Consider the following 18,031-nt stretch of genomic DNA (forward strand, 5'->3'; position numbering starts at 1 on the left):
TATAACAAAAAAGTAGACATGTTTTTTTTATGTCTACTTTTAGTTTACAACTTCACCTTTAAAGGCTGGTCTATATTATATTATAACATGAAATTTATTTTTCTTCTGCTGTTGAGAAACAATGAGGAGGTCTAGAAGTACCTCCTGTTGTTGGAGGGATCTCCACTTGTCTATTTTGTAAAATTTTAACTGTAAGTTCTATAACCATTTTTTCTTCTATTTTGTGGAAGAATTTTTCCTCAAATGGAAACTCGGAATCATAAGGACGATGACGACCAATAAATTCGTCAAATTCAAAAATTCTTGCACTAATTAATTCACAGAATGGAAGTTCATTGAAATTCTCAACTATAATTTGATTAAATTCGGAGAAGTCTCCTGATAATAATTTATCTTTTTCAGCAAAGTGTTTATGTGGTAAATCACTTACTTTAAAGAATTCAAATTCTGCACTAGAGTTTACCGCAAGTTCTGCCGGTGGTGTAGAGAAAGTAACAGGTGTAGAGCATTCAAAAGGAACATCTATTGTGCAATGGTGTAGTTCTCCGCATACTCCTTCCATATTTGCGCATTTTCCTGTAGAATAGTCAATGTTTTTACGAACAAATCCTTTAATGAATAAAACATTGGTAGGTTGCAGCAAAGTACATTGAGTGATCTTTACTTTTTTCTTTATATTCTTAATTTCAAGGGCTAGTTCTGGCAGCTTAATCAATGCGTTAACATTGAATTGTATAGTTAATTCAGCTAACACTACTGGAATTTTAGCAGTAACGCCGGTTGTTATTCCAGTCGGGGTAACTGGAGTATTAGCACAGCTATCTAAAACATTACTTTTAACATCAACACAAAAATTTTGATGTTTTGAGTTAGTATTACATTCAGGAACTGAAGGTTTGCTATTACATTTTGATTGACCATGGCTACTATCAAAGACTCGTATATTACTAATATTTGTATTTCCTATTGCATTGTACATACTTTGTTTCCTCCTTAATATTATTTAGATGTGATATTTTTATGTCTGTCCATACTACAATATATTCCTAAAATTTAATTAGGTGATAATATTTATTAAAAAGAAAATAAAATCATAAAAAAAATGTCATAAAATAATTTTTGTAAAAATAATCATAATATGGTATAATATTTCTAGTTTCGAAAAGAATAATCGCTGAATTCGCTTTTGAAGCGGGGGAACCAATATTTTGGGGTGAATCCTTTAGAGGACGGGCATAACCCTTTAGCCCGAACCCGACAGCTAACCTCGTAAGCGTATTAAAGGGGGCATGAAATTGTACTGATTTCAGACTATGGTTGCCCATAGTTTTTTTTGTCCCTCCAAATCGGTTGACATAAAAAATGAGAGGAGAGATATAATGATGGGATTGAACTTTAGTATTATTGGTGCTGGAAATGGCGGTATGGCTATGGCTGGTTATTTAGCCATTATGGGATATAAGGTGAACCTATATAATAGAACCTTAGAAAACATAATACCTCTAATAAAAAATCCAATGATATCTTTAACAGGTGAAAAAAAAGGAACAGGGGTATTAAATAGAGTAACAAATATAATGAAGGATGCCATAGAAGGAGCAGATATAATTATGGTAACAGTTCCTGCCATAGGACATTATCAGATGGCAGTAGAGATGGCACCATATTTGAAAGATGGTCAAATAATAGTACTTAACCCTGGGCGTACAGGAGGAGCTTTAGAAGTATATGAGACAATAAGAAAACATAAATGTGATAAAGACGTAATTGTTGCAGAAGCTCAGACTTTTATATATGCTTGTAGAACTACCTCAAGTAATAGTGCACATATTTTCCAAGTAAAAAATGAAGTGACCATAGCTGCCATACCTTCATCTAAGACAAATCATGTTATTAATCTACTAAAATTTGCTTATCCACAATTTATTCAAGCCAAAGATGTTTTAGAAACAAGTATAAATAATTACGGAGCAATTTTCCATCCAGCACCAACACTATTGAATAGCGGTCATATTGAAAGAGGGGCGCCTTTTGAATATTATACAGAAGGAATAACTCCATCTATAGGAGATTTTATAGAAAAGATGGATCAGGAGAGAATGGAAATAGGAAAAGCTCTTCAGATAAATACCTTATCGGCTAAAGATTGGCTATACGAATCCTATGGCGCAAGAGGAAAAAATCTATATGAAACAGTACAGAACAATCTGGCATATAAAGGCCTTCAAGCACCAAAGGGTCTGTCCATTAGATATATATATGAGGATGTGCCATATAGTTTAATACCAATGTCTTCCATAGCTAGAGAACTAGGGATTAAAACACCAGCTATTAACTCAATTATAAATATTTCAGAATTAATTACTGGAAAAGATTTTTATGCGGAGGGTAGAACAATAGAAAGATTAGGTCTTAAAGGTTTATCAGTACATGAAATGCATAAAATTGCACAAATAGGCAAAATAGATAAAAAAGATGAGGAAGGTGTTGCTTAGTGAAAAAGATTATTGCAGGTACTTTAGGTAATTGTGTTCATGTAGCAGGAATAATGAACTATCTAAATTTAGCTGAAAAAGAGAACTATGGCACTGACTTTATTGGAATAGGGAAGTCGGTAGATGAAATAATAATGCTAATTAATGAAAAAAAGCCTAATATAGTGGCTTTATCCTATAGATTAACACCTGAACCACTTCATAAAATTTTAGAGGAATTGAAGGATAAAATAAATAAGAATAGTGTTAAGAATATAATTTGGCTATTTGGAGGGACAGAGCCAACAGCCTTAGTAGCAAAAGAATGGGGAATATTTGATAAAATATTTGATGGTACAGAAGATATCGACGAAGTTATAGCATATTTAAAAGGAAAAAATTATTCTGGAGAAGAGTCCTATCCAAGAGAACTGATATCCAGAATAAAGTCTAAATATCCATATCCAATATTAAGACATCACTTAGGATTGCCTACCATAGAGGAAACTGTAGAAGCTATAGAAAAGGTGGCAGAAGCAAGAGTAATAGATATAATATCAGTTGCACCAGATCAAAATGCCCAAGAATTTTTCTTTGATCAAGAAAATATGGATGAAAGATTAAATGGTGCAGGAGGAGTGCCACTTAGGTCTAAAGAAGATTTTAGGAAGCTTTACAAAGCAGCAGAGAGAGGTAACTTCCCACTATTACGTTCCTATAGCGGAACCAAAAATATAGTTCAATTTGCAGAAGTGCTAAAGGAAAGCATAGATAATGCTTGGTGTGCAGTTCCACTATTTTGGTATAGTGAATTAGATAAGAGAGGACCTAGAACTCTATTAGATGCCATAAGAGAAAATCAGCTAGTGATGAAATGGCATGGAGAAAGAAATATACCTGTGGAAGTAAATGATCCACATCATTGGGGATTAAGAGATGCTCACGATGCTATAGGTGTTGCAGTAGCATATATAGCTGCATATAATGCAAAAAAAATGGGTGTAAAAGATTACATTGCTCAATATATGTTTAATGTACCAGCATCGATTTCACCTGAAATGGATTTGGGAAAGATGCTGGCAAAGATAGAACTAGTAGAAAGCCTTATAGATGAAAATTTCAAAGTATATCGTCAAGCAAGGGCAGGCCTTGCCAGTTTCCCAGCAAACCTATATCAAGCTAAAGGACAATTAGCAGCATCAGCGTATCTAGCCATGTCAATTAAACCTCATATTTATCATGTTGTTGGATTTTGCGAAGCTCATCATGCAGCTAGATCGGAGGATATAATAGAGTCGGCTATGATAGTAAGAGGAATACTCAAAAATGAATTCTTAGGTTCAGTGGATATGACAAAGGATAAAAATGTAGTTGAAAGAAAAAATGCTTTAATAGAAGATGCAAAGATAATAATAGAGAGCATTAAATCATTAAATTTAAACTTAGAAAATCCATTAACAGATCCAGAAACTTTAACAGAAGCGGTGAGAATTGGAATATTAGATGCACCACATTTGCAAGGATCGCAAATAGCTAAGGGACAGTTGAAAACAAGAATGGTCAGTGGTGGATTATATGCTTATGATGAGAAACAAAAGAAGATAATTACAGAAAAAGAAAGAATTAATTTGCTCCTAAAAGAAGCAGGATATTTACAGATATAAAAATTAATAAAGAATGAATAAAGGAACTAAGAATATGGTTTAGTTGTTTTACTATATTAATTAAAATATTCTTATAAATAAGATTCAAAATATGTAGTTATAAATATATTAATTAAATATTTAATACGATAAAAAATACGGAGGGCATTCTCCACAAGAGAGAAGTCTCCGTATTTAATTTATTCTATTGCAAATAAAAATTCACCTTCACAAGCAAGTTCATCTCCAACATAAGCTTTACCCTCGCCAATTCCTATGGAACCTCTGATTCTAGTCAAAACTACTTCCATCTTAAGTGTATCTCCAGGTACTACTTTTCTTTTAAATCTCACTTTGTTTATTCCAGCAAAGTAAGGTGTTTTTCCCTTATGCTTTTCATCAGATAGTAGGATCACAGCTCCTACCTGAGCCATAGACTCGACTATTAAGACACCTGGCATCACAGGCATATTAGGGAAATGACCTTGAAAAAATGGTTCATTTATAGTTACGTTTTTATATCCTATGCCTTTAACGCCTACTTCTTCTATCAAAACTTTATCTATAAAGAGAAAAGGATATCTATGGGGAATAATTCCCTTTATTTCTTCTATATTTAATGATTTATCCATAAAACCCCTCCTTTTTAATCTTTTTTAGGGAAAAATTAATGATTGATTATTTTATTATATTCATATATACTAAGTCTTAAAGTTTTATTCATATCATATTAATAATAATCTAAAGAAAATTAATTTGCAAATATTTTTAAAGGAGGTGGTAGATGGGAATAGTAAGTAGTAAATCACAATTTAATATGGAGGTGGAAAATGAAAAACATTTGTGTAGGAATTTCTGGTGTAGGGAGCTATGTACCTGAAAAAATTGTTACCAATCATGATCTCTCCAAGATTGTAGAAACATCAAATGAATGGATCATAGAAAGAACGGGGATACATGAAAGACGAATAGCAGATGATGATATGGCAACCTCTGATATAGCAACTAAAGCAGCAATAAATGCTTTAGAAGATGCTAGGTTAAGACCAGAAGATATTGATCTTATAATTGTGGCAACAGTAACAGCTGACCATGCTTTTCCATCAACTGCCTGTATAATTCAGAAAAATATAGGAGCAGTAAAAGCGGCGGCATTTGATATAAGTGTAGGATGTTCAGGATTTGTTTATGGATTATCAATAGGAGAAAACTTCATCAAATCAGGGACATATGATAAGGTTTTAGTCATAGGTGCAGAGACACTATCTAGAGTAGTGGACTGGCAAGAGAGAAATACTTGTGTATTGTTTGGAGATGGTGCAGGAGCCTGTGTACTAGAAAAATGTGAGGAAGGATTTGGAATTCTTTCAATTGAGCTAGGCTCTGACGGTTCTAATGGAGAGGTATTAGTTCAGCCAGCAGGAGGCTCTAGATTACCAGCCAGTATGGACACTGTAGAAAATAGACTTCACTTTATAAAAATGGATGGTAAAGAAGTATTTAAATTTGCTGTAAGGGTCATGGAAAGAGCATCTACCAATGCTTTAGAAAAAGCTAATCTTCAATTGGGGGATTTAGATTTTTTAGTTCCACACCAAGCTAATATGAGAATAATAGATGCAGCAGCTAAGAAGTTAAAACTTGAAAAAGATAGAATTTGTGTAAATCTAAATAAATATGGCAATATGTCTTCAGCCTCTATTCCAGTAGCCCTTGATGAAGCAGTTAAGGATAATAAAATTAATAAGGGTGATAATATACTTTTAGTAGCATTTGGAGCAGGTCTTACTTGGGCTTCAATGACTATAAAATGGAGTAGGAGGGAAGATAGATAATGTGGAAGACTAGAATAACAGATATGTTAAATATTAAGTATCCTATAATACAAGGGGGTATGGCCTGGGTAGCAACTCATGAATTAGCTGCAGCTGTATCAGAAGCTGGAGGGTTAGGAATCATAGGATCAGGCAATGCACCAGGAAAAGTAATAAGAGAAGAGATTAGAAAGCTTAAGGAACTGACAGATAAACCATTTGGTGTAAACATTATGTTAATGTCACCTTTTGCTGAGGATATTGTAGGTATAGTATGTGATGAAGGAGTTCCTGTTGTAACTACAGGTGCAGGAAATCCAGGGAAATATATAAAGAATCTAAAAGAGAATAATGTAAAAATCATACCTGTAGTACCTACTGTGTCTTTAGCAGTGAGATTAGAGCGAGAAGGCGTTGATGCCGTAATAGTAGAAGGAACTGAAGCCGGCGGACATATTGGAGAATTGACTACTATGGTTTTAGTACCTCAAATTGTTGATGCAGTTAAGATTCCTGTTATAGCAGCAGGAGGAATAGGTGATGGAAGAGGATTTTTAGCAGCTTTGACTTTAGGAGCAGAAGGAGTGCAGATAGGCACTAGATTTGTATGCTCAACTGAAGCCAAGGTTCATATAAATTATAAAGAGGCTATAGTAAAATCAAAAGATAGGGAGACTTCAGTAACTGGGAGAAGTACTGGCCATCCCGTAAGAGCGTTGAAAAATAAATTTACAAGGGAATTTTTGGAGCTTGAAAAAATAGGTGCTCCTTTAGAAGAACTAGAGTTATTAGGTTCGGGAAGATTAAAACTAGCTGTAGTAGAAGGAGATATAGACAAAGGTTCTTTAATGTCTGGGCAGATTGCAGGACTTATTAAAGATATTAAGCCATGCAAAGAAATAATTGAAGATATAGTTTTTTCAGCACAGAAAAGATTAGATTCATTGCATTCACTAAAGGAAGGTGATATCAATGGATAAACTAGCATTTATATTTCCTGGGCAAGGATCACAATATGTTGGAATGGGCAGTGATTTTTACGAGAATTTTGCAGAGTCAAAAAAAGTATTTGATGAAGCAAATGAAGTATTGAATATGGATTTAAAGAGTATATGCTTTAATGGCAGTGAAGAAAATTTAAAAAGAACGGAAAATACTCAGCCGGCCATATTAGCTACAAGTATAGCAATCCTTAAAGCTATACAAGGTAGAGGTATAGATTGTGAATATACAGCAGGACTTAGTTTAGGTGAATATAGTTCATTAGTTAGTAGTGGAAGTATGGAGTTTAGAGATGCTCTTAAAGTTGTAAAAGAGAGAGGTAAATTTATGCAAGAGGCAGTTCCCTTAGGAGTGGGAGGAATGGCTGCAATACTTGGATTAAATAGGGAAAAAATACCTTCTATTTTACAAAAAACTAAGGAATACGGATTAGTTGAAGTAGCAAACTATAATAGTCCGGAACAAATAGTTTTATCAGGAGAATTAAAAGGTCTTGAGATTGCATGTGAAGAAGCAATTAAACTAGGTGCTAAAAAAGCAGTACCATTGTCTGTATCTGCACCATTTCATTCGTCTTTATTAGTTTCAGCAGGAGAAAAATTGAAGAATGAATTATCTAAAGTAGATATAAAAGATGCTCAAAAGAAATTTATCTCTAATGTAGATGCTAAGCTCTTATCGAGCAAAGATGAGATCAAGCCAAAACTAGTAAACCAAGTAAGTAACTCGGTATTATGGCAGCAATCTGTGGAATGTATGATAAATGAAGGTGTAGACACATTTATAGAAATAGGACCGGGCAAATCTCTCTCAGGGTTTGTAAAACGTATTGGCAAAGCTATGGGCAAGGAAGTAAAGGCCTTGAGTGTCAATGACGTGGTTTCTTTTGAAGAAACTATAAACTATATCAAGGGAGGGGAAGAAGATGAGCCTAAATAATAAAGTAGCCTTAATAACTGGAGGATCAAGAGGTATAGGAAAAGAAATCGCCTTAGAGTTAGCAAAAAATGGTGTTAATATAGCAATCACTTATGTTAATAATCTAGAAAAAGCTAAAGGAGTACTAGATGATATAAAATCCTACGGAGTCAAGGCAGTTGCCATAAAGGCAAATGTGTCAGTAGAAGAAGATGTACTACGAATGATAAAGACCATAGAAGAAGAATTGGGCACTATAGACATTTTAGTAAACAATGCAGGAGTTACAAAAGATAATTTAATCATCAGGATGAAAGAAGAAGACTGGGATGAGGTAATGGATGTTAACCTAAAGGGGACATTTCTCTGCACTAAGGCAGTATCAAGAATAATGATGAAGAAAAAATATGGAAAGATAATAAACATTACTTCTGTAGTAGGAATAATAGGAAATGCTGGTCAAGGAAATTACAGTGCGTCCAAGGCTGGAGTCATTGGATTTACTAAATCTATGGCAAGAGAATTAGCAAGTCGTGGTATTAGAGTAAATGCCATAGCACCAGGCTTTATTGAAACAGATATGACAGATGTATTGAAGGACGAAATAAAAGAAGCTATGCTAAAATCCATACCCTTAAATAGCTTTGGAAATCCAAAAGATATTGCAAATTTAGTAGTATTTTTAGCCAGCGAAAGATCAGACTATATAATAGGCCAAGTAATAAACGTAGATGGCGGAATGATTATGACCTAACACAACGAACGACAGTGAGTTGATGTAGGTCAAACGCAATGAGCACCAAATTTGCACGACCATTAGGGAGTGAACAAATTTGAGTTGCGAAACTGCGTCGTAACTTTGAATCTTGAATTTAAATTTAAGGAGGAATATAAAAATGATATTTGAAAAAGTTGTAAATATAATAGCAGAACAATTAGGAGTAGATGATATAGAGAGCATAACTATGGAGACTTCTATTATGAAGGACTTAGAAGCAGATTCCTTAGATGCAGTAGAGATTATGATGGCACTAGAAGACGAATTTGGAATTACTGTGCCTGATGAAGATGCAGAGAAGTTTAAAAACATTGGAGATATAGTAGAATATGTAGAAGGAAAAACTGAATAGTACCTTAATATTGGAGGTAAAAAAATTGAAAAGAGTCGTAATAACGGGATTAGGTGCTATAACACCTATAGGCATAGGGAAGGAAAGTTTCTGGAATTCTCTAATACAAGGAAAATCAGGAGTTGGGCTTATAACTAGATTTGATACAGCAGATTTTGACACAAAGATAGGTGCTGAGGTTAAGGACTTTAGTCCATCTGATTATATGGATAAGAAGGAAGCTAAAAGGATGGATAGATTTACTCAATATGCAGTAGTAGGTGCAAAGCTAGCCTTAGAAGATGGAAAAATAGACTTAGATAAATTAAACTTAGATAAAGTTGGTGTTGTAATCGGAATTGGTATCGGTGGCATGGAGACTATGGGAACTGAATTTTCAAAGCTAGAAGATAGAGGACCAAGTAGAGTTAGTCCTTTATATATACCAATGATGATATCAAATATGGCACCTGGACAAATATCTATGACCTTTGGATTCAGAGGTCCAACTATGACAATAACCACAGCCTGTGCATCAGGCACCCATGCTATAGGGGAAGCTTTTAGGATGATAAAATCAGGTAATGCGGATATGATAGTAACAGGTGGAGCAGAAGCGTCTATAACACCTATTTCATTAGCAGGTTTTTGTTCAATGAAAGCTCTTTCAACTAGAAATGATGATCCTATAAAGGCATCACGTCCTTTTGATAAGGAGAGAGATGGATTTGTAATGGGAGAAGGAGCAGGTATATTGATTTTAGAAGAGCTAAATCATGCATTAGCTAGGGGAGCAAGTATATATGGTGAAATCGTAGGATATGGTTCTACCTCAGATGCTTTTCATATAACTCAGCCAGATCCAGAGGCAAAGGGAGCATCAAGAGCTATGGAAATGGCACTTAACGAAGCAGAGGCTGATTACCATGATATAGAATATATAAATGCCCATGGTACATCTACGTATTTCAATGACAAACTAGAAACTCTAGCAATAAAAAATGTTTTCAAAGAACATGCAAAGAATATAAATATTAGCTCAACAAAATCAATGACAGGTCATTTACTAGGAGCTGCCGGTGGAATAGAGGCTATAGCAGCTATTATGGCAATAAAGGAAGGGATAATTCCTCCAACTATAAACTATGACAATCCAGATGAGGAATGTGACTTAAACTACACACCAAATAAAGCAGTAAAAAGAGATATAAACTATGCTCTATCAAATTCATTAGGATTTGGTGGACATAATGCAACGGTATTATTTAAAAAATATATAGGTTAGAATGAAAGGACTTTGAGAGATCAAAGTCCTTTTAATTTTAAGGTAAATTACATAAAAACTGTAAGTTTCTACGAAAATATATATAAGTTTCAACAAGTGCCAAAATACAGGATACTTATATGATAAGATCGCATTACTAAAAGTAAAACGGAAAATAATAGGGGGATGATATTTTAAGAAAGGCATTTTTCTATATCATTAGCATTAAGCCTTAGAGAAATAACATTAATTATATCTATATCAATTTTTATATTAAGTTTGATAACTGATAATTATAGACTAGATAAATTATAACAAACATTATGTATTGAGAATCAAATTTCTATATATCTAAAATAGGGGGTGATACTAATGAGAGTATTGGATGATAAATGACAGTTATTTATTAGTTATGTTTCTAGATTTATAAATTGATATTTTGAAAGGGGATTGGGATTATGAAAAAAAGTTTTTTTATTAGTTTGTTAATTTTATGTCTTTTAGTAGCAAATACAGTTGTATTCGCTACTGAGAACAAAACAAATGTTGGCCTTTCTACAATAAAACCATATGAAAGTGAAATTACAATTAGTGGTACTAAAGTTCCTACATCAACGTGGAATATAGCTACTGAAGGTATTTATGAATTTGCAGGTCAAGCAGCATATGAAACTTTATACACAGAATATCTAATAACGGGGAAAACATCTTATGATATTAGTGTTTATAATAAGAAAGGCTATTTAGATTATTTAAATATTGAAGTTTTTAAAAAGAAATTTGGATTTGATGAATCTTTAAAAACACAAAGTATACAGGGGCAAACCACAAAGAACTTTTCTGTTTCTAATTTAAAAACTAGTGATAAAATATATATAGCTTTTTATGTCCCAGTACATGCTAATGGAAGTATAAAATAAACAATAAATAAAGAGATATTAAGTCTTTATGAAATACAGGAAACCTTATATATTAAGTCTAATTTTAACTAACTTTTATATAAGGTTTCTTTATATAACATTAAATAAATGATTCTATAAATAAGAGAGGTTTTACTATATTAACTATATTTTGAAAGGATATTATAAAATGACAAATACAATATTAAAAAGAAGAAATACAACATTTAAAATGACAAGTACTATGTTGAAAATTTTTGCAATGTTATTTATGTTATTTGATCACATTTGGATCTTTATTCCTAATATTCCTTACTTCTTTCATTGGATTGGAAGACTTTCTGCACCAATTTTTATATACTGTTGTGTTTTGGGATTTATTAACACAAAAGATAAGAAGAAATATATTATAAGGTTATACGTTTTTAGCTTAATAATGGGTATAGAAAATTATCTTTTGGATATAAATTTTAATTTTATAAGAACGCTCTTCTTAACTTCTATAATTCTTTTCATTGTTGAAAAGCTTAAATGTAGAGAGAAGAATTCAAAATTATATTTATTTCTTTTTATATTTTGGCAGATAATAACTTCATTACTTATTACTTTTTTAGTATTTAATTCAAATCTAACTGAAAAAAGTCTATATATGATTGTTACCGTATTATTTAATATATTTAATCTTGATGGTGGAATATTATTTATTCTTTTAGGTGTAGCAATGTTTGTTTTCAAAGATTCAAATGAAAAGCTTCTAATATCATTTATATTAATTACATGTATTTTTGTTGCTTTGTTTAATACTAACTTATTGTCAAGAGTTTCTAGTTTATTAGGTCTACGTGGTAAATATGCTGCAATATTTAATTCTATCTTTAACCTTTTATTTCAGGCTCATCCTTCTGTTGCAAATGCAGATTTGTTTTATGGCAATCCCCAGTGGATGATGATTTTTTCACTGATATTTATTTTTATGTATAATGGAGAGAAAGGAAAAGGGTTTAAATATTTATTTTATATCTTTTATCCATTACATATAGCTATACTATTTTTTATGCAATCTATATTATTTTAAATTTAAGTTCAAATGTAGCCGTAAACATTGTCTAAAATTAATACAATAAAATTGAAGTTAAATAAATGTTAAAATGGTTTAAAATAGAATTAGGGAGATAGAAAATCTATCTCCTTGTTTCGATTAGACAATTATATAAGATTATAGTAAAATAAAGTCAAAAATATATTGCACAAATTGGAAATTGCTAATAACCTAATATTTAACCTTGGGGAAGGTGATATTCAATGTTAAGAATAGCCATATGTGATGATGAAAAATCAATATGTAATCAATTAGAAGAAATTTTAGAGAAACTTGGAAGAGAATTTCTAGAGGATATACAAATAGATATTTTTTACTCTGGGGAGGAATTATGTCAATACTTAGCTGTAAATAATTATTTTGATATTATTTTTCTTGATATTGAACTAAAAATAATGAACGGTGTAGAAGTAGGACAAGTAATAAGGGATAGGATGTTAAATGAAACTACCCAGATCATTTATATCTCAGGTAAAGAATCTTATGCAATGGAGCTCTTTAAGATAAGACCATTAGATTTTATTATTAAACCTTTCAACTATGAGAAGATAAAGGAAATATTCAAGATTGCATTGAGAATTATTCAAAAAAATGAAAATATTTTTCAATATAAAATTGGACATACAACTTATAATGTATTAATAAAAAATATTTTGTATTTTGAAAGTAGAAATAGAGAAATCATAATTCATGAAATAAATGGTACAGAAGTATTTTATGGAAAATTGAAAGATGTGTATGAAAGCTTAAGGCGATTCAAATTTATTCAGATTCATAAATCCTATTTAGTTAATTACAATCATGTTATTAAACTTGAATATCATCAAGTTACTATGTCTAGCAAGGTGATACTGCCTATTAGCCAAGCAAATAGAAAGCGGATAAGAGAATTACAACTAGAACTAGAGAGGGATAGAATATGGGGTTAAATATCCATGATTATGTTTACTTAATAACTAGTATTTTTGGAACATATACTATTTATAAATTTATGGAGGTATTTTTTGATACCAGTAAAACAAATAAAAAGGTGGAGTTTTTTTCTTATATAATTTATTTTGTATTAATTAGTGTAATATATTTAGCTTTAAATATTCCTATATTAAATTTGATATCGAATATATTGCTTTATTTTGCATTATCCTTTAATTACAAAGCATCATTAAAGAGTAGAATTATTTCTGTTTTATTTATTTATATGATTTTGATATCCATAGAAAGTACAATTGTCTTGTTATCGGGATTTGTCTATACTCATGGTCTTAATAGAAATCCACTATATTCATCAATAATCGGAATGATTACTATTAAAGTAGTTTCATATATGGTTGCGCTGATAATGGGAGGCTATAAAAACATAAAAAAAGGCACAGATATTCCGAGTATTTACTGGATATCTATATTCTTAATACCATTGGGAAGCTTGTATATTATCTTAACTCTTTTACAGAATTTTAATCTAAATATTTATATCGTTACAAGTTGTATTATTATACTGTTTTTAATAAATATAATTGTTTTTTATTTATATGATACTTTAAGCAAAGTATTTAAAGATACAATTGAAAAATTAGCATTAGAAGAACAAAACAAATATTACCAAAGGCAGCTTGAGATTATAGATAATTCTTATAATAATATCAAGTTTGTACGCCATGATATGCAGAATCATTTAACAGCTCTAAGAGGATATATAGAAAAAGAGGAAAAAGAAAAGGCTATTAATTACATCTCTGAGATCAATGATATTACTTGTGAAAAGAAAGAACTTTCCAGCTCTGGAAATATAAATATAGATAGCATTCTAAACTATAAATTACAAGAAGCACAATCAAAAGGAATTTTAATATCACTAGAATTGAAGGTTCCTTACAAGCTTAATATATCTTCCCTCGACACAGTAGTAATTTTAGGAAATTTATTAGATAATGCTATAGAGGCTAGTTCTAAAGTTAAAAATGATAAAAAAATTGATATTAAAATTAAATATAAAAATAGTATATTGTTTATTTATATTAGCAATACCTTCAATGGTTCCATTATTTATGAAGGCGAGAAAATAAGAACAACTAAAGAGGATAAAGGAAATCATGGCATAGGGTTAGTTAATATAGAAAATATCCTAAAGAAATATAACGGGACTATGAAAATATATCATACTGAAAATAAGTTTAATGTTGATATATTGATGTATATTGATTAAAAACTTTAAGTTTCTACAAAAATACATATAAATTTCAACAACTTCTAAAATGTGACATATTTAATATGATAATATAAATTTAACAGAAATAGAAAATAACAGGGGGGACGATCTATTTGAAAAAAGTTATATTAAAATTTAGTGGAATTATTGCAAGTTTGGCATTGATGGTAACATCTATGAATGTAAATTCAACATGTATATACCTTGCATATCAACCTGAGTTACCAAAAAGTGCAGAAAAGTTACGTAAGAATTAGTAATGAATAGCATATTAGAAAGACTAACAAATCATTTTGTTGTAAACGAGGTAATAAGAGATGAAGATAGGGAGATTTACTATTATGGGTTATATCAGGGATTTTTAATTATAGTAAATATTATAACAGCAATTATAATAGGGGTCATATTTAGGATGGTTTGGCAAAGTATTCTATTCATGCTAGCATATGTTCCTTTACGAACATATGGAGGAGGATACCATGCTAAAACTGAAGGGAGGTGCTATTTGATTTCTATAGCTTTAGCTTCAGGAGTACTTTTAGCAATCAAGTTTATTCTAATGACAGATTTGAATATTCTAGGTTTAACTGGAATGGGAGGAATTATAATTTTTGGACTAGCACCCATAGAAGATAGTAATAAACCTTTGAATCAAGTGGAAAAGAGAGTGTTTAGAATAAGGACAAGGGTTGTTTTAACTTTACAAGTACTAATTGTTATATTAACAAATGCATTGGATTTTAAAGAGATAGCATTGGTTATATCTATATCAATTTTTACATTAAGTTTGATGTTGATTCTAGGGAAAATAAGAATTACAGACTAAATAAATTATAATAGACATTATGTATTGAGAAGTAAATTTTTATATGTTTAAATAAGAAGTGATATCAATAAGAATATTTGATAATAATAGACAGCTATTTATCAGTTATATTGGCAGGTTTATAAACTGATATTTTGAAAAGGGATTAGTGGTAAAGAAATTTAAATTAGTTTTTTAATTTTATGTTTTTAAGTGTGAGGACCTATGACAAACCAAACATGGTGGGTTATATATTTGATTTTAACAAAGAAAAAGTTGAAGCTTTGAATACAGTGTTTACAAGCATTATGAGTTATGATACGCACTAACATCTATATATGGAGGTGATTCTGATGAAAAGTTAAGAGAACGCCATCGGAATCAAGCTGTTTAGATGAGTCTTGGGTTTTAAATATAAGGAGGTTATTTAATGAAGCCAATGAGAGTATTTTGTATAATGCTTATATCTACTATATTATTGTCATTTTCTAGCTTGCCGATATTTGCTGAGAGTATAGCGGATAGTGAGGATATCTTTATAATGAGTAACTATGAAGATGAGTATACAAATGATGTACATGAAGAAAATGGATGGGGTATAGTAGTTTTTTCTGAAGAAGGTGAAACAGTTATTGAATTTATTATTGATGTTCCTGATTTCGAGGAAGACCTTATATCAGAAATAGTGGGGAAAATGATTTTTGAAGAATCAAATCAAAAAAATGGTGAAGAACCTAGCTATCAAGAGGTAAAGCCTAGTGGCATCACTTGTTGTGACAGAACAAGTTGGAGACGCTATAAACTTGAAGTTCATTCGAGAACAAGTCCTACTTGTTATGTAGATGTTTATGATTTTTTCGTTTGTGATAATTGCGGAGCATCCTATAGAGAATATAAAGAATCATATTCTCATTTACGTGCAAATTGTCCATATTAATAAAATGTAATATGAATTAAGAACAATTATTATTGAGATATCTCTTAATATATAAAGGACTTTGAATCTATTTTCAAAGTCCTTTTATCTTGATATTTTATCCTAGAAAAATTCATCCTTAATTAGAAATCTTATTTATTATATCTTAACTTCCTGCCAAGCAGAAAAGGATAGTGTAACCATATTAGAAAATAAGAAAACAATAATCTAGAAAATGAATTTATAGTAAATATTACTGTTAATAGAATAAATAAATTGGTTGATTTTTATTACCTAAAATTGAAGAACCAATATTAAGTCAATATTAAGAGATATATTATTGAATAAAATTATTTTATTTATATATCTTAAACGAAAGGCTTTGGAAATCATTCCAAAGCCTTTTGCTGTATAAAAAAACTTGTCTATCACAAATACTATGCTATACTAAAAGAAGATAATATACTGGAGTGATATTATGGTATTTAATATTCCAATATATGTGGAAATAATCATAGATAGACTTGAAGAAAAAGGTTTTGATGCATATATAGTAGGAGGATCTGTTAGAGATATATTAATAGGAAGAGATCCATCTGATTTTGATGTGACTACAGATGCTTTGCCAGAGGAAATAGAAGAAATATTTAAAGACTTTACAACATTGGAAGTGGGGAAAAAATTTGGTACAGTAGTTGTAGTACAGGATGAAGGAATTGTAGAAGTAACTACCTTTAGAGCTGATGGAGAATACATAGATGGAAGAAGACCAGAAAAGGTATATTTTTCAAAAAATATTCTCGATGATTTATCTCGTAGGGATTTCACTATCAATGCTATGGCATATAATAAGAAGATAGGGGTCATAGATTATTTTAATGGAAAAGAAGATTTAGAGAAAAAGACAATAAGAGCTGTAGGGAATCCTCATGAGAGAATGAGAGAAGATTATTTAAGAATTATGAGAGCCATAAGGTTTGCAGCACAACTAGAATTCTCCATTGATGATTCTACCTTTGAATCATGCAAACTATATAGTGAACATATAGCTACCATTAGCATAGAAAGAATTAGGGAAGAATTTTTCAAGATACTATTATCAAAAACACCTTCCTATGGAATTAGATTAATGAAGGATACAGGGATACTTGATATAATATTGCCTGAAATGATAAAAGCAATAGGATTTGATCAGCATAATCCACATCATGATAAGGATGTATTTGAGCATATATTATGTGTATTAGATAAAACATCACCTACTTTACATCTAAGACTTGCAGCTTTATTTCACGATATAGGAAAACCACATACCTTAACTATAGACGAAAAAGGTATAGGACATTTCTATGGTCATGATAAGCTAGGAGCTAAAATGGCTAAAGAAATATTACAAAGATGGAAGGCTCCAAATGAATTGGTTGAAAAAGTTAGACTGCTAATATATAAACATATGACTCAGCATGCTAATCTAAAGGAAAAAGGACTAAAAAAGTTATTATCTATTTTTGGAAAAGATGAGATATTTACTTTATTAGAATTACAGAAGGCTGATAGGTCTTGTTCAAATGAAGAGGCTGATATAAAAGATTTATTAGAAAGAGAAGAAAAAATAAAGGATATTATAGAAAACAAAGAAGTATACGAAAAAAATCAATTAGCAATTAATGGCTATGATGTGATAGAATTAGGGTATAAACAAGGAAAAATAATAGGTGAAATTTTAGATTATTTGTTAGAAAAAGTATTAGAAAAACCTGAGTTAAATGATAAGAAAAAATTGATAGAAATCATAAAAGAAAAATTTAAACTTAATTAATGGTGAAAAGTGAATAGTTTTATGTCAGATTTTTAGGTCTTAAGGCTTTTGACTATTAGTTAT

The 18,031-nt window shown here is 30.8% G+C and carries 18 protein-coding genes and 1 riboswitch; of the genes, 16 read left to right on the plus strand and 2 right to left on the minus strand.

Translation table 11 applies throughout. The features are described from left to right. Positions 1–94: 94 nt before the first annotated feature. Positions 95–979, minus strand: a complete 885-nt coding sequence (locus tag RDK80_RS01625; RefSeq protein WP_201259925.1) for a CsxC family protein — start codon at positions 977–979, stop codon at positions 95–97. 183 nt (positions 980–1,162) lie between these two features. After that, positions 1,163–1,291: riboswitch (cyclic di-AMP (ydaO/yuaA leader) on the plus strand. An 88-nt stretch (positions 1,292–1,379) separates the two neighbouring features. Between RDK80_RS01625 and RDK80_RS01630 the strand changes: the two genes are divergently transcribed. Then, entirely contained in the window at positions 1,380–2,495 is a 1,116-nt protein-coding gene (locus RDK80_RS01630; protein WP_308523308.1) for an NAD/NADP octopine/nopaline dehydrogenase family protein, read from the plus strand. Next, complete coding sequence (locus RDK80_RS01635) at positions 2,495–4,138, plus strand: cobalamin B12-binding domain-containing protein (protein ID WP_143598572.1); 1,644 nt, start codon at positions 2,495–2,497, stop codon at positions 4,136–4,138. The genes RDK80_RS01630 and RDK80_RS01635 overlap by 1 nt, the downstream gene beginning before the upstream one ends. Positions 4,139–4,317: 179 nt before the next feature. Here RDK80_RS01635 and fabZ read toward each other — a convergent pair whose 3' ends face one another. Then, positions 4,318–4,749, minus strand: a complete 432-nt coding sequence (gene fabZ, locus RDK80_RS01640) for a 3-hydroxyacyl-ACP dehydratase FabZ (protein WP_094902799.1) — start codon at positions 4,747–4,749, stop codon at positions 4,318–4,320. A 198-nt stretch (positions 4,750–4,947) separates the two neighbouring features. On the opposite strand from fabZ, the gene RDK80_RS01645 reads away from it, so the two are divergent. The 14 genes from RDK80_RS01645 to RDK80_RS01710 all read left to right on the plus strand — a co-directional run bounded on the left by RDK80_RS01645 (position 4,948) and on the right by RDK80_RS01710 (position 17,968). Beyond that, complete coding sequence (locus tag RDK80_RS01645; RefSeq protein ID WP_094902801.1) at positions 4,948–5,952, plus strand: beta-ketoacyl-ACP synthase III; 1,005 nt, start codon at positions 4,948–4,950, stop codon at positions 5,950–5,952. Then, positions 5,952–6,911, plus strand: a complete 960-nt coding sequence (gene fabK, locus RDK80_RS01650) for an enoyl-[acyl-carrier-protein] reductase FabK (RefSeq protein ID WP_308523309.1) — start codon at positions 5,952–5,954, stop codon at positions 6,909–6,911. The genes RDK80_RS01645 and fabK overlap by 1 nt, the downstream gene beginning before the upstream one ends. Continuing rightward, positions 6,904–7,872, plus strand: a complete 969-nt coding sequence (fabD, locus tag RDK80_RS01655; protein ID WP_094902805.1) for an ACP S-malonyltransferase — start codon at positions 6,904–6,906, stop codon at positions 7,870–7,872. Before fabK ends, fabD begins: the two co-directional genes overlap by 8 nt. Beyond that, on the plus strand, positions 7,859–8,605 hold the full coding sequence (fabG, locus tag RDK80_RS01660) for a 3-oxoacyl-[acyl-carrier-protein] reductase (RefSeq protein ID WP_308523310.1): 747 nt from the start codon (positions 7,859–7,861) through the stop codon (positions 8,603–8,605). Before fabD ends, fabG begins: the two co-directional genes overlap by 14 nt. A gap of 142 nt (positions 8,606–8,747) precedes the next feature. After that, positions 8,748–8,981, plus strand: a complete 234-nt coding sequence (gene acpP, locus RDK80_RS01665) for an acyl carrier protein (RefSeq protein WP_201259926.1) — start codon at positions 8,748–8,750, stop codon at positions 8,979–8,981. A 25-nt stretch (positions 8,982–9,006) separates the two neighbouring features. Continuing rightward, a complete protein-coding gene (gene fabF, locus RDK80_RS01670; RefSeq protein WP_308523311.1) occupies positions 9,007–10,245 on the plus strand; it encodes a beta-ketoacyl-ACP synthase II in 1,239 nt (412 codons plus the stop codon). Between the two features lie 437 nt (positions 10,246–10,682). Further along, positions 10,683–11,144, plus strand: a complete 462-nt coding sequence (locus RDK80_RS01675) for a hypothetical protein (protein WP_216556798.1) — start codon at positions 10,683–10,685, stop codon at positions 11,142–11,144. Positions 11,145–11,313: 169 nt separating this feature from the next. Then, positions 11,314–12,198: a TraX family protein gene (locus RDK80_RS01680; RefSeq protein WP_216556800.1), complete on the plus strand. Its 885-nt coding sequence runs from the start codon at positions 11,314–11,316 to the stop codon at positions 12,196–12,198. Positions 12,199–12,425: 227 nt separating this feature from the next. After that, positions 12,426–13,151, plus strand: a complete 726-nt coding sequence (locus RDK80_RS01685) for a LytTR family DNA-binding domain-containing protein (RefSeq protein ID WP_216556802.1) — start codon at positions 12,426–12,428, stop codon at positions 13,149–13,151. Beyond that, positions 13,142–14,425, plus strand: coding sequence for a sensor histidine kinase (locus tag RDK80_RS01690; RefSeq protein WP_216556804.1), 1,284 nt, complete (start codon positions 13,142–13,144; stop codon positions 14,423–14,425). Before RDK80_RS01685 ends, RDK80_RS01690 begins: the two co-directional genes overlap by 10 nt. A 116-nt stretch (positions 14,426–14,541) precedes the next feature. Next, positions 14,542–14,685: a cyclic lactone autoinducer peptide gene (locus RDK80_RS01695; protein WP_216556806.1), complete on the plus strand. Its 144-nt coding sequence runs from the start codon at positions 14,542–14,544 to the stop codon at positions 14,683–14,685. A 2-nt stretch (positions 14,686–14,687) separates the two neighbouring features. Further along, positions 14,688–15,254, plus strand: coding sequence for an accessory gene regulator ArgB-like protein (locus RDK80_RS01700; protein ID WP_216556808.1), 567 nt, complete (start codon positions 14,688–14,690; stop codon positions 15,252–15,254). A 409-nt stretch (positions 15,255–15,663) separates the two neighbouring features. Continuing rightward, positions 15,664–16,170, plus strand: a complete 507-nt coding sequence (locus tag RDK80_RS01705) for a hypothetical protein (protein ID WP_256311066.1) — start codon at positions 15,664–15,666, stop codon at positions 16,168–16,170. 457 nt (positions 16,171–16,627) lie between these two features. Continuing rightward, positions 16,628–17,968 (plus strand): HD domain-containing protein, encoded by a 1,341-nt coding sequence (locus tag RDK80_RS01710; RefSeq protein ID WP_308523312.1) that lies wholly within the window; start codon positions 16,628–16,630, stop codon positions 17,966–17,968. The last annotated feature ends 63 nt before the right edge of the window (positions 17,969–18,031 follow it).

The organism is uncultured Tissierella sp. (assembly GCF_902479755.1).
GTDB lineage: Bacteria > Bacillota > Clostridia > Tissierellales > Tissierellaceae > Tissierella > Tissierella carlieri.

What these genes read in the sequence shown, in the direction of transcription:
- RDK80_RS01645 (WP_094902801.1), top strand. Translation starts at nt 4,948, where the DNA reads ATGAAAAACATTTGTGTAGGAATTTCTGGTGTAGGGAGCTATGTACCT.
- RDK80_RS01630 (WP_308523308.1), top strand. Translation starts at nt 1,380, where the DNA reads ATGATGGGATTGAACTTTAGTATTATTGGTGCTGGAAATGGCGGTATG.
- fabZ (WP_094902799.1), bottom strand. Translation starts at nt 4,749, where the DNA reads ATGGATAAATCATTAAATATAGAAGAAATAAAGGGAATTATTCCCCAT.
- RDK80_RS01625 (WP_201259925.1), bottom strand. Translation starts at nt 979, where the DNA reads ATGTACAATGCAATAGGAAATACAAATATTAGTAATATACGAGTCTTT.
- fabD (WP_094902805.1), top strand. Translation starts at nt 6,904, where the DNA reads ATGGATAAACTAGCATTTATATTTCCTGGGCAAGGATCACAATATGTT.
- fabG (WP_308523310.1), top strand. Translation starts at nt 7,859, where the DNA reads ATGAGCCTAAATAATAAAGTAGCCTTAATAACTGGAGGATCAAGAGGT.
- RDK80_RS01685 (WP_216556802.1), top strand. Translation starts at nt 12,426, where the DNA reads ATGTTAAGAATAGCCATATGTGATGATGAAAAATCAATATGTAATCAA.
- acpP (WP_201259926.1), top strand. Translation starts at nt 8,748, where the DNA reads ATGATATTTGAAAAAGTTGTAAATATAATAGCAGAACAATTAGGAGTA.
- RDK80_RS01675 (WP_216556798.1), top strand. Translation starts at nt 10,683, where the DNA reads ATGAAAAAAAGTTTTTTTATTAGTTTGTTAATTTTATGTCTTTTAGTA.
- RDK80_RS01690 (WP_216556804.1), top strand. Translation starts at nt 13,142, where the DNA reads ATGGGGTTAAATATCCATGATTATGTTTACTTAATAACTAGTATTTTT.
- RDK80_RS01710 (WP_308523312.1), top strand. Translation starts at nt 16,628, where the DNA reads ATGGTATTTAATATTCCAATATATGTGGAAATAATCATAGATAGACTT.
- RDK80_RS01700 (WP_216556808.1), top strand. Translation starts at nt 14,688, where the DNA reads ATGAATAGCATATTAGAAAGACTAACAAATCATTTTGTTGTAAACGAG.
- fabK (WP_308523309.1), top strand. Translation starts at nt 5,952, where the DNA reads ATGTGGAAGACTAGAATAACAGATATGTTAAATATTAAGTATCCTATA.
- RDK80_RS01705 (WP_256311066.1), top strand. Translation starts at nt 15,664, where the DNA reads ATGAAGCCAATGAGAGTATTTTGTATAATGCTTATATCTACTATATTA.
- RDK80_RS01680 (WP_216556800.1), top strand. Translation starts at nt 11,314, where the DNA reads ATGACAAATACAATATTAAAAAGAAGAAATACAACATTTAAAATGACA.